The organism is Rothia mucilaginosa, assembly GCF_964210535.1.
GTDB classification, from domain to species: Bacteria; Actinomycetota; Actinomycetes; order Actinomycetales; family Micrococcaceae; genus Rothia; species Rothia mucilaginosa_F.
The window spans coordinates 12,675-36,524 of sequence record NZ_CAXOMR010000024.1 but is presented as its reverse complement, the minus strand read 5'-3'; the positions used below and the strand labels follow the sequence as shown (position 1 = coordinate 36,524).

At 59.2% G+C, this 23,850-nt stretch carries 16 protein-coding genes; 10 read left to right on the top strand and 6 right to left on the bottom strand.

Translation table 11 applies throughout. The features are described from left to right. The first annotated feature begins 93 nt into the window (after positions 1-93). Together AB8C10_RS07790 and AB8C10_RS07785 are read left to right on the top strand one after the other, a co-directional pair. A complete protein-coding gene (locus AB8C10_RS07790) occupies positions 94-687 on the top strand; it encodes a protoglobin domain-containing protein (RefSeq protein WP_294649969.1) in 594 nt (197 codons plus the stop codon). Positions 688-2,626: 1,939 nt separating this feature from the next. Then, positions 2,627-5,107, top strand: a complete 2,481-nt coding sequence (locus AB8C10_RS07785) for an S-layer homology domain-containing protein (protein WP_368867392.1) — start codon at positions 2,627-2,629, stop codon at positions 5,105-5,107. Between the two features lie 143 nt (positions 5,108-5,250). Here the strand turns inward: AB8C10_RS07785 and AB8C10_RS07780 are convergent, their stop codons facing one another. The 4 genes from AB8C10_RS07780 to AB8C10_RS07765 all read right to left on the bottom strand — a co-directional run bounded on the left by AB8C10_RS07780 (position 5,251) and on the right by AB8C10_RS07765 (position 11,513). Beyond that, complete coding sequence (locus AB8C10_RS07780; RefSeq protein WP_298699053.1) at positions 5,251-6,015, bottom strand: PspA/IM30 family protein; 765 nt, start codon at positions 6,013-6,015, stop codon at positions 5,251-5,253. Positions 6,016-6,278: 263 nt separating this feature from the next. Beyond that, on the bottom strand, positions 6,279-8,345 hold the full coding sequence (locus tag AB8C10_RS07775; RefSeq protein WP_368867391.1) for a TPM domain-containing protein: 2,067 nt from the start codon (positions 8,343-8,345) through the stop codon (positions 6,279-6,281). A gap of 253 nt (positions 8,346-8,598) precedes the next feature. Further along, a complete protein-coding gene (locus AB8C10_RS07770) occupies positions 8,599-11,043 on the bottom strand; it encodes a non-ribosomal peptide synthetase subunit (protein WP_368867390.1) in 2,445 nt (814 codons plus the stop codon). 302 nt (positions 11,044-11,345) lie between these two features. Further along, entirely contained in the window at positions 11,346-11,513 is a 168-nt protein-coding gene (locus AB8C10_RS07765; protein WP_162837313.1) for a hypothetical protein, read from the bottom strand. Between the two features lie 374 nt (positions 11,514-11,887). Here AB8C10_RS07765 and AB8C10_RS07760 point away from each other — a divergent pair, with 374 nt between their 5' ends. Next, positions 11,888-13,216 carry a S1C family serine protease gene (locus AB8C10_RS07760; protein WP_049349457.1) on the top strand — a complete coding sequence of 443 codons (1,329 nt, stop codon included), beginning with the start codon at positions 11,888-11,890 and terminating at the stop codon, positions 13,214-13,216. A gap of 191 nt (positions 13,217-13,407) precedes the next feature. Here AB8C10_RS07760 and AB8C10_RS07755 read toward each other — a convergent pair whose 3' ends face one another. Next, a complete protein-coding gene (locus AB8C10_RS07755; protein WP_368867389.1) occupies positions 13,408-14,055 on the bottom strand; it encodes a uracil-DNA glycosylase family protein in 648 nt (215 codons plus the stop codon). A gap of 1 nt (position 14,056) precedes the next feature. After that, entirely contained in the window at positions 14,057-14,524 is a 468-nt protein-coding gene (locus AB8C10_RS07750) for a tRNA (cytidine(34)-2'-O)-methyltransferase (RefSeq protein WP_070507585.1), read from the bottom strand. A 179-nt stretch (positions 14,525-14,703) separates the two neighbouring features. On the opposite strand from AB8C10_RS07750, the gene AB8C10_RS07745 reads away from it, so the two are divergent. From AB8C10_RS07745 to AB8C10_RS07715, 7 genes are all read left to right on the top strand, one after another. Then, positions 14,704-15,951, top strand: a complete 1,248-nt coding sequence (locus AB8C10_RS07745; protein ID WP_303962350.1) for a cysteine desulfurase family protein — start codon at positions 14,704-14,706, stop codon at positions 15,949-15,951. Positions 15,952-16,138: 187 nt separating this feature from the next. Continuing rightward, positions 16,139-17,362, top strand: a complete 1,224-nt coding sequence (gene mnmA, locus AB8C10_RS07740) for a tRNA 2-thiouridine(34) synthase MnmA (RefSeq protein WP_070507583.1) — start codon at positions 16,139-16,141, stop codon at positions 17,360-17,362. Positions 17,363-17,463: 101 nt separating this feature from the next. Next, the gene (locus AB8C10_RS07735) at positions 17,464-17,853 is read left to right on the top strand and encodes a chorismate mutase (protein ID WP_044150288.1); all 390 of its coding nucleotides are present in this window, start codon (positions 17,464-17,466) and stop codon (positions 17,851-17,853) included. A 150-nt stretch (positions 17,854-18,003) separates the two neighbouring features. Beyond that, a complete protein-coding gene (locus AB8C10_RS07730; RefSeq protein ID WP_368867388.1) occupies positions 18,004-19,311 on the top strand; it encodes a methionine synthase in 1,308 nt (435 codons plus the stop codon). Between the two features lie 55 nt (positions 19,312-19,366). Then, positions 19,367-20,068, top strand: coding sequence for an MtrAB system response regulator MtrA (gene mtrA, locus AB8C10_RS07725; protein ID WP_080974466.1), 702 nt, complete (start codon positions 19,367-19,369; stop codon positions 20,066-20,068). 34 nt (positions 20,069-20,102) lie between these two features. Then, positions 20,103-21,857 (top strand): MtrAB system histidine kinase MtrB, encoded by a 1,755-nt coding sequence (gene mtrB / locus AB8C10_RS07720; protein WP_368867387.1) that lies wholly within the window; start codon positions 20,103-20,105, stop codon positions 21,855-21,857. 258 nt (positions 21,858-22,115) lie between these two features. After that, positions 22,116-23,822 (top strand): LpqB family beta-propeller domain-containing protein, encoded by a 1,707-nt coding sequence (locus tag AB8C10_RS07715; protein ID WP_368867386.1) that lies wholly within the window; start codon positions 22,116-22,118, stop codon positions 23,820-23,822. The last annotated feature ends 28 nt before the right edge of the window (positions 23,823-23,850 follow it).

Genomic DNA, 23,850 nt, shown 5'->3' with positions numbered 1-23,850 from the left:
TCCGAAGGACACAAAACGATTACACCACTCCACAGGACTTGACCTGAGCAAGAGCACGTTCTACAATTGACGCATAAGTTCAAGGAGGTTCGTATGACCGCTTACGACCACTCGTCGGGGTACACCTACGGCACCGATGCCGTCCCCACGTCTCCGCTCACACTCGAGGATCTACGCCAGATTGAGGCCGCCGCGCACGTCCAGCCCGGTGACGCAGAGCTACTCGCGCGAGCAGAACCCATCCTGGCGCCGCATGCCATGGAAATGGTCGACACGTGGCGCGGGATTTTGGCTCAAAAGACCTACCTGGCAGCACATTCCGCGCATCCGGATGGACAGCCGAACCCCGAGTACGCGCAGGCGTCAAAGCCCCGATTCGCCCAGTGGGTCATCGACATGTGCACGCGCGAGCGGGATCAGGCGTGGTTGGACTACCAGTACCTGATCGGAGCTCGACACATGACCGCGGCGAAGAACGCGGCGGATGGGGCGGACTCGACGCCATTCGTGCCTCTGCGCTACGTGCTCGCCTTCATCGCGCCGACTGTGGAGGTCGGGCACCGTCTCCTGGCGGAGGGCTTCGAGGGCGCAGAACTGGACGCTGTCCGTGACGCGTGGACTCGCGCTGTGACTGTCGCCGTGACAGTGTGGGCGTATGCCTACCGCGATCACCCCGAGCAATTCTGATCCGGCGCTCGCCACCTACGACTCCCCCATCGGCCGCCTCACGCTTGATAGCGGTGTATTCGTCTTTCGCACTCTCTGACTGCTCTCCCTGGAAGCCTCAGTGGCTTCCAGGGAGAGCTTTCTTTCTGGGTTATAGGACACTACGTGTTGCTGGTTGGGTGACTTTTCGGCTTTCTGGTGCGGGAAAGTCACTCTTTCAGTTGGTCGTGTTTGCCTCGTTCCTGTGAATACTGCATCGTGCTCTGTGTGTGGCTGCCCCATGATCCGTCACGGTAAGAAGTCAACAGGAGGTCCTTTGAAGATCGCGGTGGTAGAAGTCCGCTCATCATCAAGGACCTCGACCTCTACCCACAACCCCCGACCAATACCTGGTCACCCACACTCAACTCGGAAGAGCCGGAAATAGCCTTCGTGATAGCGGAATAAAACGAAGGTGTGGAACTTGCAAGGACCGATCTCAAACTGGGATTCGATAGAACAGTTTAGCAAACGCTGACTTCGCTTTGCCGTCACTTGGAAACCTATCCGTTGGAAGTGCAGCTATCCTCACATACGCTTTTCCAAGTGAAGTATAGCTATGCACGTTTCACCGACGTTAGTAAAAACCCCGGAGGTCGCAGGTTCAAATCCTGTCCCCGCAACGGATAACTCCCGATAGCTTAGCTATCGGGAGTTTTTTTATTCCCTAAAACCCGTACTCCCGCCGACCTGTCTCCTTCTGCTGTCCTCCCGTCACCTTCCGACCGCCGGTCTGCCTTCTTTCGCCACCTTCCTGCACCTTTCCTGTCGGCGACCTGTCTTCATTTGCCGCCTACTTTTCTTCTTCTTGTGCTACCTTTCTGCCGCCTGCTGGGCGGCTTTCTTTATATCTCCGGCCTCTCCGTATCTCCTGCCTTCTGTAATCTGCGGAGGGGGTCTTCTGAACCTTGTCGGGGCGGTGCTTCGGGGAGACTGATGGGGGGGGGCAGCCTGCTGCCCCTTCCGGGGTGCTTGAGGTGGATCTTTCGGCCTCTCGAAACCCCTCTTGAAACCTCCTCACGGAATTTCATAGAACCGTCGTGAAAGTACCCTGGACTGGTTTCGGAACGTCTCCCGATGCGTCTTTCGAGGTATTCCTCAGTCCGTCTATCGGGGCTTCAAGCGGGTGTGCCCATGGGGGTGGTGGAGTCACTTCCGAGCGGTTGCTGGAGGGTGGTTACGCCTTCTTGAGACGCTGCTTTTGAGCTCCTTGAAAGGGGATCTGAAAGGGGTCCTGAAGGGGGCTCTGGGGCGGGTCTCAAGAGCGTGATGAGGGGTCCGATAGGATGCCTGGGTGGGAGAGTGGCGAGGGGGCTGTTTTTGCCTCAAAGTGCATTCTCAAAGTGGAATATGCGAAAGGTGCCTATATTCCGGGCTTGGAAATCACCCGTTTTGCCCCGGAATTCCGCGGTTTTTGGCAAAAATTGGGCTTCGAGTGCAACAATTCACTCTGAAAGTGATTGTAATCACATACGAAACATTCAAGTTAATTGTAGAGTTTTTTGAAACTCTTTCAAAAAACGCTCAAAAACCCCGGAAAATCAAGGAAAAATAGCCCATTCAACCTCTACTTGAGGGTGATTCAAGTTAAACTAGAAGCTTAGAAAAAGCTCTTGTTAAGATTGAATCTTGTTCGATACCCAAAAATAGCCCCAAAAAACCGCTGGAAAAGGCTTTTTGACCTGGTAGCTTTGAGTACGTGGTCACCGCGGTCCGCCGCGTAGCTCTCCGAAATGAATACTGCACCCCTCCATCACACGAGGAAACCCCCGCAACACACACGGGACGGTTACTGGACTTGCTCCATGCGGCATCACATTCGCAGGCCGACCGCCTATAGGCTTCTCACCTATAGACCACCTATCACTCAACCACTCTCGGGCGTTCGCGCCCCAGAAACACCAACAACGAGGACAACCCCATGGCACTTCGCCCCCGCACTGTTAAGGCTGGCTCTCTCGCAGCTATTGCCGTACCCTCCGTGCTCGGTAGCACCCTGGTCGCACCCGCTTCTGCTTTCGCACCTGTCGTTCAGGACATCCCCGGCGCAGCTACCGCATCCCAGGCTCCGAAGTCTCTGTTCACTTCCACCGTGCAGCCGACCCTCTCTCAGGTTGCTGTGCAGATCCGCCAGCAGGCAGAACAGGCAAAGCAGACTCAGCAGGCTCCCGCAACGACCGCGGTTCAGCCCATCCAGAAGACCTACACTGCCCAGGCAACTCAGCAGACAACCCCCTCGGCTACCTTCCAGTCCGCACAGGCGGCTCAGCCTTCCGCTCAGCCCACCCTGGCACAGGTTGCACAGACCCCCGCAGCTACCCAGGCTCCCGCAGCTACCCAGAGCGCTGCAACCCCTGCCGCGCAGCCCGCGCAGACCGCTCAGGCGGCACAGTCCACCGTTGCCGGCAGCACCGTTCCCGCAACCCGCACCAACCAGACTTTCCTGTCCTACACCTCCCCGGCGGGTACCACCTCGCAGTACCACGTCTACGCTGAGGGCGTGGACTTCTCCAAGCCCGTTGGTGTGGTCTTCTACTTCGACGGCGACTACTGGCGTAACGACCAGTCCAAGGTCTACGACCCCTCCGGCGAGCTGGCAGAGATGGCTGCATCCGCTGCGGCACAGAACATGCTGTTTGTGCCCGTCATCTCCCCGGACACCAACCGTTACGATGCTGGCGTGACCTGGTGGGAAGACATGGATCGTAACGGCGAGTTCTTCCGCTCCTTCGCTTCCTCCTTCATTGCGGCTAACGGCGTGGACTCCTCCAACGTGTGGACCATGGGCTACTCCGGTGGCGCTGAGTTCATCACCTACGAGCTGAACACCAAGCCCCAGACCTGGCGTAACGGCGGCGGCTCCATCATGATCGCGGGCGGTGGCCTGGACGAGGGCACCCCCTCGGCTGCGCTGAAGTCCCAGCCCATGTTCTGGTACGCAAACTCGAACGATGGCACCGGCGAGACCTACCCGCAGACCTGGAGCGCACGAGGCGCCGTTGAGGGCGGCTACAACGCCTACCGCAACGCCGGCTACACCAACGCTTCCGCAACCGTGCTGAACGGCTCTGGCCACTTCGACTACAACTTCTCGCAGATTCTGAGCAACTCGCTGACTAAGGGCAAGGCAACCGCCGCTCCCAAGGCTGAACAGAAGACCGAACAGAAGTCTGAGCAGAAGCAGACCTCCGGCCCTCGCGCCCGCACCATGAGCTCCGCAACCTACCAGAGCTACACCTCCCCGGCGGGCACCACCTCCCAGTACCACGTGTACGCGAACAACCTGGACTACTCCAAGCCCGTTGGTGTTGTCTTCTACTTCGACGGCGACTACTGGCAGCGCAACGAGTCCAAGGTCTACACCCCCGATGAGGGCATGCTCGCGGCAATGGGCAAGATTGCTAACGCCCGTAACATGGTCTTCGTGCCGGTCATCTCCCCGGACACCAACGCGTCTGGCGACGGCATCACCTGGTGGGAAGACATGGACGCTAACGGCGAGTTCTTCCGCTCCTTCGCGAAGTCCTTCATCAGCCAGAACAACCTGGACGCTTCCCAGGTGTGGACCATGGGCTACTCCGGTGGCGCTGAGTTCATCACCTACGAGCTGACCGACCACAACACCTCCTGGCGTAACGGCGGCGGCTCCATCATGGTCGCAGGCGGCGACTCGGACGGCTCCGTGGACGCTGACGCAACCACCAAGGCATCCCCGATGTACTGGTGGGTTGGCGCGAAGGATACCTCCGGTAACACCAACCCCGTCACCTGGAGCGCACGAGGCGCAGTCGAGTCCGGCTACAACGCATACCTGGGTGCAGGCTTCTCTGACGCTCGCGTGAAGCTGATTGACGGCTTCAGCCACCACGACTACGACCTGCCGCACATCCTGGCGTCCTCCCTGGACTTCGCGGGCAAGACCCCCGCTCTGGGCTACAGCGACCTGTCCGACTCGAACCCGAACTACAACGAGATCAGCTGGAACTCTGATCACCGCATCATGCTCGGCTTCGCGGACGGCACCTTCCGCCCGAACGCATCGGTCAACCGTGCGCAGCTGGCAACCTACCTGTACCGCGTGGCTGGTCGCCCCGCAGTGAACGCACCGGCTGTTTCGCCGTTCAACGACGTTCCGGTCAACCACCCCGCGTACAAGGAAATCTTCTGGCTGAGCCAGCAGGGCATCACCGGTAGCGACTTCCGCCCCCTGGAAGCCGTCACCGAGTCCACTATGGCTGAGTTCATGTACCGTGCGGCTGGCTCCCCGGCACAGGCTCAGGGCGGCTACGCGTCCCAGGCTCTGGCTTGGGCAGCCTCCAATGGTATCGGTACCGGCTCGACCTCCTCGGCAGCCATCACCCGCGCCGCTATGGCAGGCTACCTGTACATTTACGCGAACTAGGCTCGCACCCCTTAACGCATAAAGAACCGCCCCGCTCCTGAAATTCAGGAACGGGGCGGTTCTTTTATGTGCTACATCCACCAGGTCAGCTAGAACAGCTTATCTGGGGAAGCTCCCTGTTGGGGAGCTCTTCACCGGGCCTTTTAGAGGGTCTGGGTGGGAGCTTCCACAGCCAGGGGAGCCGGAGCTGCCGGAGCGTTCTTTGCCTTCAGAGCGGCGAGGCGAGCGTCCAGCTCGGTGTCGCGCTCCATCTGGTCCAGGGTGTTGAACTGAGCGTCCAGGGAGGAAGCTGCCAGCTCCTGCTGACCGATGACGCGTGCCTCTTCGCGGCGAACCTTCTCTTCGAAGCGGCTCATCTCGCTGGTCGGGTCCAGAACGTCGAACGCCTTCAGAGCGTCGTTCACCTGGGTCTGAGCTGCTGCAGTCTTCTGACGTGCGGTCAGCTCATCGCGCTTGTACTTGACCTCTTCAAGCTTGGAGCGCATCTTCTCCAGGCCGTCCTTGAGCTGGTTGACAACCTGAGTCTGAGAAGCCAGCTGAGGCTCAACAGCCTGTGCAGCCTTCTCAGCCAGCAGCTGCTTGTTCAGCGCAATCTTGGCGAGGTTGTCGAACTTGTCAGCGTTGGCAACGTCGCCAGCTGCGCGGAACTCATCAGCCTTGTTAGAAGCTGCCAGAGCCTTGGTGCCCCACTCCTGAGCGGTCTTGACGTCCTCAGCGTGGTCCTTTTCGAGCAGTCGCAGGTTGCCGATGGTCTGTGCTACTGCAGCCTCCGCCTCGCGGATGTTGTTGGTGTAGTCACGGACCATCTGGTCCAGCATCTTCTCCGGGTCCTCAGCTGCATCAATCAGAGCGTTGATGTTTGCCTTAGCGAGCTGTGCAATACGGCCGAAGATGGTCTGCTTAGCCATAATCTCCTACTTTCTGTTCAACGGGCTGCGGGGGAGCACTACGCTCCTCGTGAGCCGTGCCCGTATAACTAATTATGTGGCAGATTTCTGGGTGCATGCTGTGAAAATGATGCACGCCTGATTTCTGCAACCTAAACTTTTGGTAAATTACCTCGGGTACTTTCCGACTGGGGAAGAAACCGGTGAGGTGAGCTACGCACCCTGCCGGTCAGCCTGTAGAAACGCCTACAGAAACCAGCCGACAGGAACGTTAGTGGAGGGGGTTAGAAGCTACCGCCGTCACCGCCGCCGCTACCCCAATCGCCGCCTCCGCTGAAGCCGCCGCCCCAGCTGCCGCCGCTACTACCGCCACTGCTGTGGCCACCGCTGCTACCCCAGCTACTCGTGCCGGAGTTAATGGCGGTCATCAGAGCGCCCAGCAGCAGGCCCTTCGCCAGGTCGCCACCGAAGCCGCTACCGCCTCGGTCGTTCTGGTTGTTGTAGTAGTTGCCGACCTCGCTCTGAGCGCGGTTCTGTGCGTCGGTCGCCTTCTGGATCGCCATGTTGGCTTCCTTCATAGCGTTCAGCGGATCCGAAGAAGCCAGGCGCTGAGCCTGACCCAGGTGACGCTCCGCCTCAGAGACAGCGGTCAGAGTCATCGGGCCGACCGCAGCGCGGCGGTTGTTGATGTAGCTACGCGCACCGTTCACCGCAGCGTAGGCAGAACGCATCGTACGATCCAGATTCTGCGAAGCCGCACGAGAACGCTCGCGGGTAGCACGCATATTCGTCATTGCCTTATCCAGCTCGGCAGAGAGCTGACGCAGCTGGTTCGCCAGAGTCAGCGGGTCATTCGGGCGAGCCGAAGCGCTCTGGTTGACCTGGTTGAGCACCGCCTCCATACCGGCGGCGACCGCACCCAAATCATCGCGACGCTGAGACGCCGCGAGGCTCTTAGCCTCAGCCACGTCACGCTGAATGCTCAGCAGGTCGGTGCTCAGGCCCAGCTGAGCCTGCTCCAGCTCCTGCGCGCGAGTATTCACAGCCGCACCCAGAGCCTGAATCTGCGAGGCAGCTTCCTCTGCGGTGCGTAGGTGAGCAACCGCCTCCGAACGGGCGGTAGCAACGGTCGCCTGAGCCTTCTCAAGCTCCGCAGCGCACAGCACCATGTTCGAATCCAGCAGGGTGGGAGTCTTCGAAATGGGCTCCAGAGCGCTGGGCAGGTAACGCTCCTTCAACGCACGGTACTGGGCGGCAATCTCCTCCACCGAGGCACGCAGCTGCGGCAGGCGCTGAGCCAGAGCCTCAATAGCCTGAGGCGCCTCCTGCTCCAGGTTGCGCAACTGAGCCAGCTTAGCGTCCTGCTCCTGAGCAATGCGGGTGACTTCCTGAGAATTATCGATAATCTCAGTCAGCCACGCACGCTGTTCAGCTTCGGTATCGGGGATGCTGTCGGTCAGAAGCTGCTGACGCTGGAAGGACTTACGCATCAGATCCTCAGCACGCGCAATCTCCTGGGCGAACTCAGCAACCTGCTGATCGCTGTACTGTGCGCGCGCAAAATCCAGTTCCTGCTTCGCGTGGCTCATCGTCGTATCAGCCTGCAGCAGGGCGCTACCGGCGCGGGTGCGCAGCTCCTCCAGCGGAACCTCCGGAATGGGGGAGTAGTTACGAGGCGCACCGTAGGAACGCTGAGGCTGCTGCTGAGCGTTCTTCTTCTTGCGGCGGCGGTACATCGCGTAACCGCCAGCACCCACGGTCGCCGCCGCACCCACACCGAGCACACCGGTTACCACGCCAGAAGAGCTACCGCCCTTCTGAGCCTCGATACCCTCAACTGCGGCAAGAGCCGCACCCGAATAGTCGCTATTCTGCAGCTTCGGCTTAATGTAGTTCTGGTACACCTTCGTCTGCTGATCACTCGACAGGGTCTTCGTGCTACCCGCCAAGAAATACGCCTGGCGAGACTCGGTAGCAATCACCAGCACCACATCGGCAGAACCCCAATTGTTCTTCGTAGCAAGCGCCTTCGTCCAGCTCGAAGAAGTAGACGGGTTCTCAAACTTATCGATGACCACAACGTGCAAATCCACGTTGTGCTTCTTCGACAGAGCAGAAATCTTAGACTTCAGGGTAGCGGTATCACCCAAAGAGTTCGTGGAATCGTACACGGTGGTGCCCGTAATCTGCATCGGGTCAGCCGCCTGCGCCGAGGTGCTCAAAAATGCAGAACCAACCGGCAGAACTACCGGGGCACAAGAAAGACCTGCCGCCAGCACTGTGGCACCCAAGATAGTGCGCAGGCGAGGGCGTGCGGGACGAATCTGACGCGCAAAGGCGTGCTCGGTCATGGTCTTTCCTCCGTTGTCGTGAAGTATGAACGGACCTGCACTTCACGGCGTGCTTGTTCAACGCACACCTTAGTGCTGGTCACATTATTAGTGTAGCGGTGGCGCAGGGGCCCAACAGCACAGATACGAGAATATTGCGCCGCTGTTTGCCGACCGTTTACCGTCTTCCCAGGCTTTATACAGGAAAGCCGGTATATAGGAAAGCCAGGGTCTAGCCTCACGCCAGACCCCGGCTCACCGGCTATTCAGCTAGTTAGCGCCGACGCGCAATCTTCAGATTGCTCATCAGGTGACCTACTACCTCCGCGGAATCAACATCGTGGATGCTCTGTGCCATGCCGTTCACCACCTGAACCCGCGAAGACGAGGCGAACATCCAGCCTAAGAACTGCACAGTATTCAGCAACCTAGAACTGCGATCTGCCTGCTTTCGCATCTGTGACCACAAAAAGGGTGTAGTCGGCACTCCACGGCCCTTATACACCTGGGAATTAGAATGGGCATCCAGAAGCTCAGCGAGCGCCTCAATATTTTCGGTCAGCTCCTTCAAATCCTCATCCCCGGCAGAAGGGCCGACGTAATACCGATCAACCAGGCTCAAAGGCATGTAACCGCTACAGCTACTCACCCACGCCAGCTTCAACCGTAGATTCTGCAGACGAAGCACCTGCCGTAGAAGCCGCGAATGGGTGCGCAGCACTGACAACGGCATGGAAGATAACCTTTTCTCCTCCGAAAGCAGACCCTCGAAGGAACCTTCCCCGGAAAACGCCTTATACGGATCCGAGACGCCCACCAGAAGCACCGGTCCCTCGTAGTGCACGAACGCTAGAACCTCGGGAACACTCGAGAGGGAACGGATGCGCTCGCCAATGGTTGGAAGATCCTCCCCATCCGGGGCGTACTGTTCGCGGCTGAACATCAACGTCTGGATAGGCTGCTCGGCAAGGTCGGGCGAGTCATGAGCAAGCGCTCGCAAATCGGTCACAATCTCCGCCAGAACGCCGTCCTGCTCAACCTGCAGAAGCTCCTCCAGAAGCTCAATGACAGAGCGCGCCTGCAAGCTCAAAACAGCGGCGCAGAACTCCGCATCCTGAAGCTCAAGACGCACCTTCTCCAGGCGCTCTTCCAGCGTGGACTGCACGCCCTTGAGCTCAAACTCGCTCAGCTGTTCCGGACGGAACATACGGTGCGTACCATCCTCGCCGGGACGGTAGAAAAGCTCGCTAAACTCCAACGTAGACTGCACACCCTTCAACGCCCGCTCTCGCAACTCGGGCAGAACGTCAAAGGCGACTTCGGTCATCTCATTCCAGACCTTGGCCTCGTCGATCTTCGAATCCTTACGAACAGTCTTCTTCCAAGTCTCGGCAAGCTGCATAGCGCGCTCAAATTCGCTCAGTTCCACAAAAGCCGCCAGCTTCTGGGCACTCTCACGCAGATAACGCACCGCGTAGAGACGGTCGCTCAAAGAATCCGGGAGGCTATCCTCCAGTAGACGCCAACGGAAGGTACGCTCAAAGCACTCCTCGGTCAGGCTAATGACGGCGGCGCTCAAAGAGAGCGCGTGATCACGGGCAAAAGCGAAAGAGCCCGGGGTATCCGCCAGACGAGGCAGGGACGTATAAAACTCCAGCGCCCCGCTCAGCTTCAGCCGAGATACCCGGATGGTTTCTTCCAGCTCAGCGGCAAGTACCGTGCGGTCAGCCTGGGCAGTCTCCTTGAAACTGTGTAGCGGAGAAACCTGTGCACGCTCGAGCGTCTGCAGGTTCATGACCGCACGCATGAGATAGTTCTCAAGAATATCGACCTGCTGCAGGCGAGGACGTTGATTCAGCGGAACATGATTCTCCTGCGTACCGACCAGCAGATGCCGCGGCACACCGCTAATCGACGGCAACGCAAAGACTTCATCCTCAGATTTACTGACAGAAAGCACCATGGGGTAGCGGCTGCGCTGCGCGTTCTCTAGAGGGGGAATGAGCTTGAAATTGGTGCTCAAAGAGAACGGATCGGAGGGCGCCGGGTTACTCTGTGCCGGGTTACTCTGTGCCGGATTACTCTTGGGAGTCTGCTGGGCGGCTTCCTGTTGCGGGCGCTCGTCAGGATGCGCCGGGGTGTTCTGGGGCATGCTCTGCTGCTCCCGGTTTTCTGCTGATGGGCTTTCTGCTGAATGGTTCTGCGCTGTAGAAGAACTAGACTCGCCACCTACCTGCATCGGCTCCAACGGCGAAGGTGCAGCCACCGGCTGAGGAGGCTGAGGTGAGGCAGTGTGAGGCGAGGCAGTGTGAGGCGAAGGCGCCTGAGCCTGCTGACTCTGCTGAGTACTATGACCCGGCTGAGCACTATTACCCGGCTGCGCCTGTTGAGCACCATTACCCGGCTGTGCCGGCTTCGGCTGGTAGTGCATCGGGTAGCTCACCGCGCCCTGTACTTGCTGATTGGGTGCCTGGTGAGGGGGAACCTGCTGATTCATCGCCTGGTTCTGCTGTTGCTGCTGCTGTTGCAATACCTGCCGTCTAATCTCACGCGCACGACGGCGCGACGGGCTCAACGACGCAAACAACGCCACCACCGCGCAGATCAGTACAAACAAAAGTAGCGCGTACAGGCGGGTTGCGCCGTCCAGCGAAGATGCCACCGCCGGTAGGGTCGGCAACGCGCCAAGAAGAGCGAAAACAGCAGAAATAATCCTCATGACTTCACCATAACCCAGCTAAATCCCGGGTGCTCGCAACGCCGTTGCCTTACCGCATACTAAAAGGGAAGTAGCCGGGGTACCGGGTGCTCTCCGCCAGTGCTTCCCGCATCCGCCTCACAATTAAAAGACGATGCGGCGTGCGCCCCATGTAGGGGCTCACGCCGCATCAATCATCACTCAACTCATTATCACACCCGGGCCGGTCCTCACACCGACCCTTCGGGACATACTGGGGATTCTCGCCCCTCCCGGTGCAGGGCTCTCATCTCCCGCCCCGGAAAACTATCAAACTCTATACGCTACCTACCGGCAGTCAGTGCGTGGGTAGCCATCTGCTGAGCCAGCTCGGAGGCCTTTTCCGCACGATGACGGCGGTACACCATTCCCGAGCAACACGCCACAATACCCGCACCAATACCGATGGAGCTTGCCAAGACCGCACAGAAAATCAGGGTTCCGATCATCATGGGTTTCTCCTTTGCCTTTGTCCTTTGCCTTTGTTCTCGGCTCTATGTGCCTTCAACATTACGGACTGACCCTGTGTTCAAGCTGTGTACCAAGAAGCATCATGCTGTGTAAACCGTGGAGAAAAACTGGGCGCTTTAAAAGAGAAACATGAGAGCGAGTAGCGAACAAAGCCCCAAAACAAACTAGCCGTCGGGCAAATCTCCGGGTATCTCAGACCCGCGAATCAGCTGCCGATGAAAGGGTGTGAGGAAAATTCCCAGGGAACTCCCCGATAACCAACAGCAAAAAAATATAGAACGCCATAAAACACCCTCTACAGTAGAAAGATAGCGTGCGCCCAGGGTGAGGCACACGCGCGACTCTAGGAGAACTTATGACTCAGAACAACGGATGGTCTTACGGCGGCAATGACGGCGTCACGGATGCAACCCGTCCCCTGCAGAACGTGAACGGACAGGCAAGCTACCAGCCCGCAAACCAGCAGCAGGGTCAGAACGCATACCCGCAGGCATACGCCTCTCCCGGATACACCTACCCCCAGGCGGCGGCTGCTCAGGTCGCTTCGGCACAGTCTGCACCTCAGAACACCGATAACAACAAGCGTTACGGTGCCGGTGTTGTGCTCACCGCAGCTCTGCTCGCAGCCCTCGTTGGCGGCGGCGTTGGCGCGGGCGTCGGAGGCGGCATCGCAGCATCGAACAACAGCTCCTCCAGCGCTTCCTCGCGCGGCTCCGTCAGCTCCAATATCAGCAACTCCTCCACCGTGGCAGGCGTAGCAGAAACCGCGAAGAAGGTCCTGCCCTCTACCGTGACCATCGTTGCTTCGAACGGCTCCTCCTCCGGCGGCGGTAGTGGCGTTATCCTCGACAAGGAAGGCCACATCCTCACCAACCACCACGTGGTTACCCTCGAATCTTCCAGAGAAGCATCCACCATTGAGGTGCGCCTGAGCGACGGCACCGTACGCACCGCAACCGTGGTGGGCCTGGACTCTGCCGCTGACCTGGCGGTCCTGAAGATTAACCCCTCCGGCCTGGACCTGCAGCCCATCACCTGGGGTGACTCCTCCAAGCTGGTCTCCGGCGAGGTAGTGGTTGCCCTCGGCGCGCCGTATCGTCGTAGCGAATCGGTAACCTCCGGCGTGGTCTCGAACGCAAACCGCGTGCAGCCTGCCGATGCGAAGGGCCAGAACTACATCCCCATGGTTCAGGTTGACGCTCCCATCAACCACGGTAACTCCGGTGGCCCGCTGGTGAACCTCAAGGGCGAACTGGTCGGCATTAACGCGCAGGGCCAGGCAAGCCAGGATGGCGGCACCGCCGACGGTATGGCGTTCTCCATTACCTCCAACTACGCCAAGCGCATCTCCTCCGAGATCATCGCCAAGGGTAAGGCAACCCACGGCTACCTGGGCGCGAGCGTGAAGAACAGCCCCGCGGACACCGGCTCGGGCTCGTCCAAGCTCATCCCCGGTGGCGTTGAAATTGCCTCGGTAGAATCTAACAGCCCCGCCGCGAAAGCAGGCCTGCGATCCGGCGACGTCGTGATTGAAGCCGACGGTCACGCCGTGACCAAGAGCGACGAGCTTAACGGTACCGTGCGTGCCGCGGCAGCAGGCTCTGATCTGAAGCTGAAGATTAAGCGCGGCTCCTCCACCCATGACATCACCGTGACCCTGGGCGACGCCGACAGCCAGAAGTAAAACGCACTCTGCCTCTGAACAGGTAGAAACGCGGTTGGGAAACACCCGCTCAGCCGGCTCTACCGTTCAGTAACTCTAACTTCAAAAGAGTGCCACATGGTGTAACGAAAGAAAGCTCCCACCCCATACGCGGGGTGGGAGCTTCTTTCGTTAGTACAGCAAACTGTATTGGTGTTGCAGATAGGGGCAGGTTAGAGGCCCTCGAGAACCTCGCCCACGCGCTTCTGCAAAGCCGGGATAACCTCCTGCTCGAACCACGGGTTCTTCGCCTGCCACCTAAAATTCAGCGGCGAAGGATGCACCAGCGGCAGAAACTTAGGAAGATAAGACTCCCACGCACGAACCGTCTCCGTCAGGTTCTTCTGCGCCTTTGGGGCGTGCACACCATCCAGGTAGTGCTTCTGAGAGTAAGCCCCCACCAGCAGAATCAGCTGAACGTTCGGCATGAGATCCAGAAGCTGCGGATGCCACTTCGGCGCGAAATCCTTACGCGGCGGGTTATCGCCGTGCGCGCCCTTACCGGGGTAATAGAAATCCATTGGTAGCAGCGAAATCAGGTCGGGGTCATAGAACTGCTCATCCGACACGCCCATCCACTCGCGCAACTTCACGCCGCTCGGGTCATTCCACGGGATACGGCTCTCCTGCGCGGTGCGTCCAGGCGCCTGACCAATCACCACAATACGAGCATGAGGGGAGGCTGAAAAGACCGGCGCCCAGCCCTGTTCCGTAAACTCCCTATTCTGCGGATCCAAACGAATCTGCTCAGCCAGGGGAGGGGCTGTCTCCAGAATCTGCTGAACCAGATGCTCCGGCAGATTATGGTGTGTTGCAGCCATGCTAGATGGCGCCTCCCTCAAAACCGTTCTGGCGCCACGCCTCAAAAATCGCAATGGACGCAGAATTAGCCAGGTTCAGCGAACGGCGGCCCGGCTTCATCGGAATCTTCACCCGCTCGCTCACGTGCGGGTCCTGCTGAACCTCAGCGGGCAGACCCACCGACTCCGGACCGAACATGAACACGTCACCGGGACGATACTCAATATCCGCATACGAAGTCGAAGCAGTCGTCGTGAACGCAAAAACACGCTCCGGGGCGAGTGCCTCCCACGCATCCTCAAGGGTCTCATGCACCGTCACCACCGCCAGGTCGTGATAGTCCAGACCCGCGCGGCGCAGATGCGCATCATCAAAGTTAAAGCCCAGCGGCTTCACCAGGTGCAGCTCAGCGCCAGTAATCGCCGCCAAACGGATAGCATTGCCGGTATTGCCCGGAATCTCAGGGGTATAGAAAAGAATCTTGAACACGTTCCTAAGTGTACCGCGCAGCCCCCGACCAGCCCGGAACAGCCCCCGACCAGCATTGAGCATCCCGGGGCAGCAGCGCTCGCCGACCCAGCCGCAGATGAACACACCTAGAAGAGTGCGGATAGAGCGCGATAAAATAAGTGAGGCGAAAAACTGCCGACAACCCAGCAGGAGGAACCATGAGCGCAGAAACCAACCGTCAGAACGGCCGCGTCTACCTCGACCATGCCGCCACCACCGACGTACTGCCCGCCGCCATCGACGCTATGGTCGAACAGATGCGCAACGGTGGCAACCCCTCCTCCCTGCACGCCGTAGGCCGCGACGCCCGCGCCACCGTCGAATACGCCCGCGAACGCATCGCCCGCGCCGTCGGAGCCGACCCCGCCGAAGTTATTTTCACCTCCGGCGGCACCGAGGCGGACAACCTCGCGGTCAAGGGCATCTACTGGAAGCGCCGCGAAGAAGACCCGCAGCGCACCCGAATTCTCGTCTCCTCCATCGAGCACCACGCCGTGGAAGAAACCTGCGAATGGCTCGAAAAGGCAGAGGGCGCGCAGCTCGAATGGATCCCCGTAGACGAGCACGGTAGCGTCAACCCGCAAACCGTCCGCGAACTCATCGAAAAGAACCCCGAAGACGTCGCGCTCGTGACCGTCATGTGGGCGAACAATGAGGTCGGTACCGTACAGCCCATCCCCGAGATCGCCGCTATCGCCGCCGAATACGGTATTCCCGTGCACTCGGACGCGGTGCAGGCATTCGGCGCAATCCCCATTGACTTCCACGCCAGCGGGGTAGCGACCCTCGCAATCTCCGGCCACAAAATCGGTGGTCCCATGGGCATCGGCGCGCTGGTTGCAACCCGTGCCGTGCAGATGACCCCCGTCCTACACGGAGGCGGCCAGGAACGCTCCGTACGATCCGGCACCATCGACGCGCCCGCCATCGCAGGTTTCGCAGAGGCCGCCGTGCACTCGGTTCAGCACCTTGACAAAGAATCCGCCCGCATCGCCGCGCTACGCAACGAACTCGTTGCGGCAATTAGCGCGCTCATCCCGCAGGCGCACCTGAGCGGCGAAAACCCGCTCACCGAAGAGTACCCCGGCCAGAAGCGACTGCCCGGCAACGCCCACTTCACCTTCGAAAACGCAGAAGGCGACACCCTGCTCTTCCTGCTGGACATGCAAGGCATCAGTAGCTCCACCGGCTCCGCCTGCAACGCCGGGGTGACCCGCCCCTCCCACGTGCTCATGGCAATGGGAATGGACGAAGACACCGCCCGCAGCGCCCAGCGATTCACCCTCGGCCACTCCACCACCGGAGCCGATATTGCGCGCCTCATCGCGGCACTACCCGCCGCCTACGAACAGGCAGCAAAGGCGGGACTGTCCTCGCAGCTGCCGGACGCCTCCCGCTGGTACTAAAAGACAGAAAAAGGTACCGAACCGCCCTCAGCTTGCAATATCAGCGTTCGCTGAGGGCGGGCTGAGGGTGCACTGCCCAATATCCCGCCGAGCCCCTGCGTACAATGGGTAGCTACAGTAACGAAAAGTCCGCCCACACAAATAAGGCGTACCTTTCTAAAGGCTCAACACAACAGAAGGATAGGCAGTGAAAATTCTTGCAGCTATGAGTGGCGGCGTTGACTCCGCAGTCGCCGCAGCCCGCGCCGTAGAAGCAGGACACGAAGTAGTCGGCGTTCACCTCGCCCTATCCCGCATGCCCGGCACCCTGCGCACCGGCTCCCGCGGCTGCTGCACCCTCGAAGACTCCATGGACGCCCGCCGCGTCTGCTCCCAGCTGGGCATCCCCTTCTTCGTCTGGGACTTCTCCGAACGCTTCAAGGAAGACGTCGTCGACGACTTCATCTCCGAATACGAAGCCGGACGAACCCCCAACCCCTGCATGCGCTGCAACGAAAAGATCAAGTTCGCCGCGCTCCTCGAACGCGCCCTCGCACTCGGCTTCGACGCCGTGGTGACCGGCCACTACGCCCGCGTCATCACCACCGAAGACGGCAACCGCGAACTGCACCGCGCCGCCGACTGGGCCAAGGACCAGTCCTACGTGCTCGGTGTGCTCACCCACGAACAGCTCAAGCACGCCTGGTTCCCCCTGGCGGACACCCCCTCCAAGGCACAGGTACGCGCGGAGGCGGCAGAGCGCGGCTTCTCCGTGGCGAAGAAGCCGGACTCCTACGACATCTGCTTCATCCCCGAAGGCGATACCCGCGCCTGGCTGGGCGACCACATCAGGATGCGCCCCGGCCTCATCAAGGACACCCACGGCGAGGTGCTCGGCGAGCACCCCGGCGCGCAGGCATACACCGTAGGCCAGCGCAAGGGCCTGGCACTGGGCCGCCCCGCCGCCGACGGCAAGCCCCGCTTCGTGCTGGAGGTGCGCCCCAAGGAAAACGAAGTTATCGTCGGCTCCCGCGAGCTGCTTGCCGTGCACGAAATCCGCGGTATCCGCGCCACCTGGGCGGGCGTACCCGTAGAACAGGCGGCACGCTTCCTGGAAGAGCCCGCACAGCTGGGCGCTCGTAGCGAAGAGTTCGAGGTGACCGCACAGGTGCGCGCGCACGCTGACCCGGTCCGCGCCAAGGCGTACATGACCTGGGCACCCGACCCCGAAGCTGAAGAAGAAGGCACGCTGCGCCTGGAAACCGTAGTGCGCCTACTGGACCCGCTCTCCGGCGTGGCACCGGGACAGACCATGGTGCTCTACCAAGGCACTCGCGTACTGGGCCAGTCCACCATCGCCCGCGCCTACTCGCTGGACCGCGAAGACATTCAAGAAACCCTGTCTGCTGGCGCCTCCACCAGCGCCGACTAGCCGCACAGAATAGCCGCGTACCCCGCTATTCGCAGCTGTTGCCGCAACAGCCTGCTCGAGCGCAACGCACAGAAGACCACAACCGGACTGAGGAGAGACCGATGACTGCCGAACACACTTCCTGCGAATTTGACCCCCACGCCACCTCCATGGGCGATGAAGTCGCGCCGGAGGTTTACGAGGAGCTCTTCGCCATGCGCCGCTCCATCGACAACTTCGATGCAGCGTTGGTGCACATCCTCGCGGAGCGTTTTCAGGCAACCAAGCGCGTGGGCGTCCTGAAGGCTGAGCACAACCTGCCCGCCGGCGACCCCGGCCGTGAAGAGGCACAGATTGCTCGCCTGCGTGCCATGGCGAAGGAATCCAGCCTGGACCCGGAATTCGCGGAGAAGTTCCTGAACTTCATCATCTCTGAGGTGATTCGCCACCACGTGCGCATCGCGAACGAGCACGCTGACCAGGACGAAGAGACTGAAAAGTCTGAAAGCTAAGACTTTCTAAGATTTCACCCTCTTCGAGATCTCAGCCTCTCCGAAAAGCCCCGCTCTCATCCCTGCTGAGCATCCATCGTGCTGAGCGTCCAGCGGCAGAGCATCGACCCGCCCGCACTTTTCCCTAACCTGTCTTAACCTCACTCGTTTATGCCCCCTCAATCTTCCTCCCGCCAGAATGCCCGCACCGAGCCGGTGCCGGAGCGCCTGCTACTGCCCGGTGAGTACCGTGCCCCCGAAGGCGACGAACTGACCGAGCAGGACCTTGCTACGCTCGCTACTGAGCGTCCGCTGGTGCGCGCTAGCGGTCGGGGTGATTTTCCCGGCGATGATCTGGCTGAGGCGATGTCCCGTGTAGAAGGTGAGCTGGGTTCCCCGCACTTGCCGTTCCTGCCGCATCTGCCGGCGTTGGGCTGGCGGGCTACCCCGCTGGCACGCACCCTGGCGGTGTGCGAGGGACTTGCCTTTGACGGTGTCTCGTTTGGCTGGCGCATGGTGCATAGCGGCGGCAGGGGAGCGCGCGAGTCTGCCTTGGCGAAGGACCGTCTGCTCTCCGATATCAACCTTCTAGCTGACCGTGTGGGCGCGCAGAAGAAGAGGTTCACCTCCGGTGTTGAGGGCTCCGCTGCGGTGTATAAGATTCAGCTGGTTGGTCCGCTGACCCTCGCAGCCAGCATCTACCTACCCGGTGGCGAGCGTGCCATCAGTGATGCAGGGGCGAGCCGTGACCTGCTGGAATCGTTCTTGGAAGGACTGGAGCGTTGGGTGGAGTCTCTGCGTGAGGCTCTGCAGTCTCCCCAAGCGCTGATTGCGGTGCAACTGGACGAGTCGGAGTTTCAGCGTCTGATGGAGGGCTCTATCCCTACGGTGAGTGGCTTCCGTTCGTTGCCTTCGCTGCAACCTCACTACTATCAGCAGGTGTACCGTCGGGTGGCGGAGCGTTTTGTCGAACTCAATCTGCAGCTCATTCTGGATGTGGACGGCACCGCGCTCAAACCGGTGCAGGAGCTGAAGCTTCTGACCCAGCCCCGTCCTGCCCTTGACGCTTTGGCGCTGTTGAAAGCTATGCAGGTCGAGGGTGCCGCTCCCTGTGCTTTGCTGTTGCATCCTGACCGTGCCCGGTTGAAGGGACCGGGCATGCTGCAGGTTCCGCCGCTGAGCGACCCTCGTTCCTGGGAACCTGTGGCGCAGCTTTTGGAGGCGCAGGCTCAGTTGTGGTTGCCGGTGGTGACTTCTGTGCGGGTTCCTGATCAGGTGCGTCGACTGTATGGTCTGTGGCGTGAGGTTGGTCTTGAACCGACGCAGTTGAATGCGCTGGGTTTGATGGCTGATGAGCGCCCGCAAACGGGTTCGGTGCCTTCTGTATCCACCCCGGGTGCGGTGAGCGTGCTGGACGCGACGGCTTCGTTGGCGCGCGTGACAGAGTGTGCCCGTGCATTGGCTGAGTGCGCGGTATGATTAGAGAATCAGCTTTTTTATGTAAGTATTTACGACATTTCTTTAGGGAGGTACTGTGAGCGCAAGCGACGCACACACCATTTTGGTGGTTGATGACGATGATGCTCTGGCGGAAATGATTGGCCTCGTGCTCGCGCAAGAGGGCTTTAACGCTGTTTTTTGCGAAAATGGCGGCCGCGCTTTTGAAACTTTTATGCGCTCCACTCCCGATTTGGTGCTTTTGGATTTGATGCTTCCTGGCATGAACGGTATTGAAGTGTGCCAGCAAATTCGCCGTTCTTCTAATGTGCCGATTATTATGTTGACCGCTAAAAGCGACACTGAAGATGTTGTTAAGGGTCTTGAAGCTGGCGCTGATGATTACATTGCTAAGCCTTTTAAACACGCTGAATTGTTGGCGCGTATCCGTACCCGTTTGCGTCCGCGTGAGAGCCGTCAGCTGGTGGTGTCCATTGGCGATATTGTCATGGATATGGACGGTCGTACCGTCAAGTACCACAGCACTGAGGTTCCGATGACTCCTCTGGAGTTTGACCTGTTGGCTGCGCTGGTTCGTCATCCGGGTCAGGCGTTGAGTCGTCAGGAACTGCTGGACATGGTCTGGGGTTACACTGATGTGAGCGATTCGCTGGTAAATGTGCACGTCCAGCGTTTGCGCGCTAAGTTTGATGAGCTGGGTGCAGATCGTTTTATCCAGACGGTTCGTGGCGTTGGCTATAAGATTCCGACCGAGCTGGTGGGATCTTCCGGTAGCTAATCGGAACCTATTCATAGGCGAAGGGATAACCTGATTGTCTGTTGCGAAGTCGAGCCATGAGCACGGCGCTTTGACGGCGGAGGCGGTAGCCTCCGCCTCTTCGCGTACCCGCACTTCCAAGCCGCGTAAGGCGAAAAAGCAGAGTAGTAGGAGCCTGATGCAGCGCGCTCAGCGTCTGTGGAAGGAATCTCTGCAGTTCCGTGCTTTGGGTACTGCGGGCATCATGATGTTCCTGAGCTTCTTGATGGTGGGTTGGTCCTTGTCGAGCCAGATTGCGACGAGTCTTTTTGAGAATCAGAAGGGTCAGGCGCTGGCGGAATCGGAGAGTGGTTTCCGTAACGTTCAGAGCGTGCTGGACTCCTCTGAGGCCCGTAGTGACAGCGAAATTCGCCGTAATGTGAGCCGTACCCTGACCGTGCTGGATGCGGGCAGCTCGGGTAAGCGCAATTGGATTCTTGTGCCTTTGGAAGGTCAAGGTAAGCAGGGTTTTATTCCTGAGCAGAGCAGTAATAATTCTTTGAATTCTTCGAGTATTCCGAATGATTTCAAACAAACTGTTCGCGATAAAGATGGTATTTTCTGGCAGACGTCTACGGTGACTACTGTCGAAAATAATCGTGAGCGTACCTATCCGGTGCTTATTGTTGGTACACATATTTCTATTGCACAGAACCCTAATTACGGTTTGTTCCTTGTGTACGATATGACGGATTCTTCCGCCACGATTGCGCATATTAACTTTGTTCTTTTTGGTGGTTTCTGCGCACTGCTTACTGTGGTGCTTTCTGTGGTGTGGATCGTGACTCGTTTTGTGGTCCGCCCGATTACGCAGACCGCTATTACGGCGGAGAAGCTGGCTGCTGGCGACCTGGATCAGCGTGTGTCTGTACACGGTGAGCATCAGGCGGCGCGTCTGGGCTATTCCTTCAACCTGATGGCTGACTCGCTGCAGGAGAAAATTGTTCAGCTGGAGCGCCTGTCGACTCTGCAGCAGCGATTCGTTTCTGATGTTTCGCACGAGTTGCGTACCCCGTTGTCGACGGTTCGTCTGGGTACGGAGCTTCTGTACGATACGCGTAACGAGATGGAGCGCACGCAGAGCCGCACCGTGGAGCTTCTGCACGATCAGGTGGATCGTTTCCAGTCGATGCTTTCTGACCTGCTGGAGATTTCTCGTTTCGATGCCGGTAGCGCAATGCTGACCATCGACACCGAAGACTTCATGCGTGTGCTGTCGAATATTCTGCAGGAGGCTCTGCCGCACCTGGAACGCACGAACACGAAGCTGAACGTGCATACGAGCCATGAGAGCATCATGGTTGATATGGACCGCGTGCGTATTGAGCGTGTGCTCCGTAACCTGCTGTACAACGCGATTGAGCACGGCGAGTCCCGCCCGATTGACGTGTACGTGGGTGCGAATGCCACGAACCTGGGTGTTGCGGTGCGTGACCACGGTATCGGTCTGTCTGAGGATGAGGCTGTTCAGGTGTTCAACCGTTTCTGGCGTGCTGATACTTCCCGTAAGCGCACCCTGGGCGGTACGGGTCTGGGTCTGTCGATTGCTGCTGAGGATGTGCGTCTGCACGGCGGCACGATTGAGGCGTGGGGCGAGAAGGGCCGCGGTGCCTGCTTCACGATGAACCTGCCGCTGATTCACGGTGCGCCTTTGGGTGAGTCGCCGGTTTTGGTGACGGGTGAGCCTGAGGTGAGTGCGCATCGTTCGGCGACCGCGAAGGATACGCTGCCCAATATTGCTCCTCGAGCGAATATTGAGGATGCCGTCTAAAGGCCGGTAGGAGAGGGCTCCGGTTCCTGCCTAAAGCATCTGTCATAGAGCGGGGGATTGGGGCCGAGGATTGGGATGGGTGTGATTGTATTTGCGCTTATCCTTGCGTATTTGCACTGTTCACCCAGTACAATCAATGCAGATATATTTTCACGGTGTTGCTATTTCGCCGTGGTTATCTTTTCACCGTGTTGCGATGACCTGCAACGGTAGTTGGTGATTGTTTGTCTTTGTTCGTAGAGGAAGGTTAAGACCTCCATGGCTCACAGGGCTATTGTTTCTCGACGCGCCGCGCTGTCGTGGGGTGCGGTGTCTTTGGCGACGCTCGTGAGCTCTTGCGCGGGTCTTCCTTCGAACGATCGAGTGACTCAGCACAGCAGCGGTCTGGACGTGAAGAGTGTGAATACTTCTCCGGCGCGTGCGCCGGGACCCCTGGCGGGTGCCACCCCCGAGGCGATTATTGAGGGCTTCGTGCGTGCTGGTGTGGATAGCATCGAGAATTATGCTGTGGCGCGCCAGTATTTGAGTTCTTCTTTTGCGCGCCGTTGGAATCCTATGGGTACGACTCGCGTGTACCGTAATACGGTGCAGCCTCGCAGTGACGATAGTGGAGCTGCCGAGGGTACCTACCATGTGCGTTTCCAGCAGACGGCGACTGTGAATAGTCAGGGTATTACGAGCACCTTCCCGGAGGCTCAGACTGAGACTCAGGACTTCACCATGGTTATGGAAGATAACCAGTGGCGTATTAGCTCCTGCCCGGATGGTCTGTGGCTGGATGGTGCCGAGTTTGAGCGCGTGTTTAGCCCGTGCCGCCTGTACTTCTACGATCGTGCGTTCCGTTATGCTGTGCCGGATATCCGTTGGTTCCCGCATACGGACCGCTATTTTGAGTTGCTGGTGCGTACGCTGATGGCTGGCCCGGCGTCCTATTTGAAGGATGTTGCGTTCTCGGCGTTGAACGAGTCGATGAGCCTTGAGACCGCTAACATGAGCGATAACCAGGATGTGCTGGTTCGTCTTTCGGGTGAGCACCTGGACGATAACCGTTTGGCGCGTGTGCGTGAGCAAATCATGCACGGTTTGGAGAACTTCTCCGGTCTGGGCAAGACTGAGGTGTTCTACAACGGAACTTTGATTCCTGAGAATACACCGAGCGGCTTTTCTGCGGTGAAGCTAAACCCGGGTGTTCCTGCCCGCACGGTTGCTATTAATTCGAACGGCCAGATGGTGGCGCGTGATGATTATATGAGCAACGCGGGTGAGCAGTTGCTTCTGCGTGGCGTGAGCCAGTTGAGCTCCCCGGCGATGGGCTACACTGCGGATGTTTACGCCTGCTTGGCGAATGATGCCGCGAGCCTGTACACGGTGTATCAGGGTACAGCCCGCCGCGTGTGGCAGAGTACCGCTCTGACTGCTCCGAGCTTTGATGCGTACGGTTGGGTGTGGGCAGCCGATGGTGAGGGTATTGTTCGTGCCTTCAAACCGGATTCTGAGGATGCAACCGAGCGTGAGCGCGGTGTTGATATTGGTCTGTCCTGGCAGCGTAATTTGAGCTTTACGAGCGTGAACGTTTCACACGATGGTGCCCGCATGGCGATTGTGGCCTCTACTGAGGGTGCGTCGGCTGTGATTATTTCCGGTATTGTGCGTGATGATGCCGGTAAGCCTCTGCGTCTGACGGAGATGGTGCGTCTGAGCTCTTCTGTGACTCCGCGTAATGCCCGTTGGGCTGGCGACCAGAGCGTCGTGGTGGTGAACGTGAAGAATGGTGAGTCTGAGGTGATTTCCCTCAGCGGTGAAGAGACGAAGCTGGACCGTTTGGATGGTGTGATGACCATTTCGACGGCGGATAATACGTCGAATATTATTGCTCACCGTTCTGACGGTTCGTGCTACCTGATGGAGGAGCGCGGCTGGATTCGCCTGGACACGACCCTGCACGAGATTAGTTACGCCGGTTAGCCTCGGGTAGGCGCGAGCGAGGAAAGGG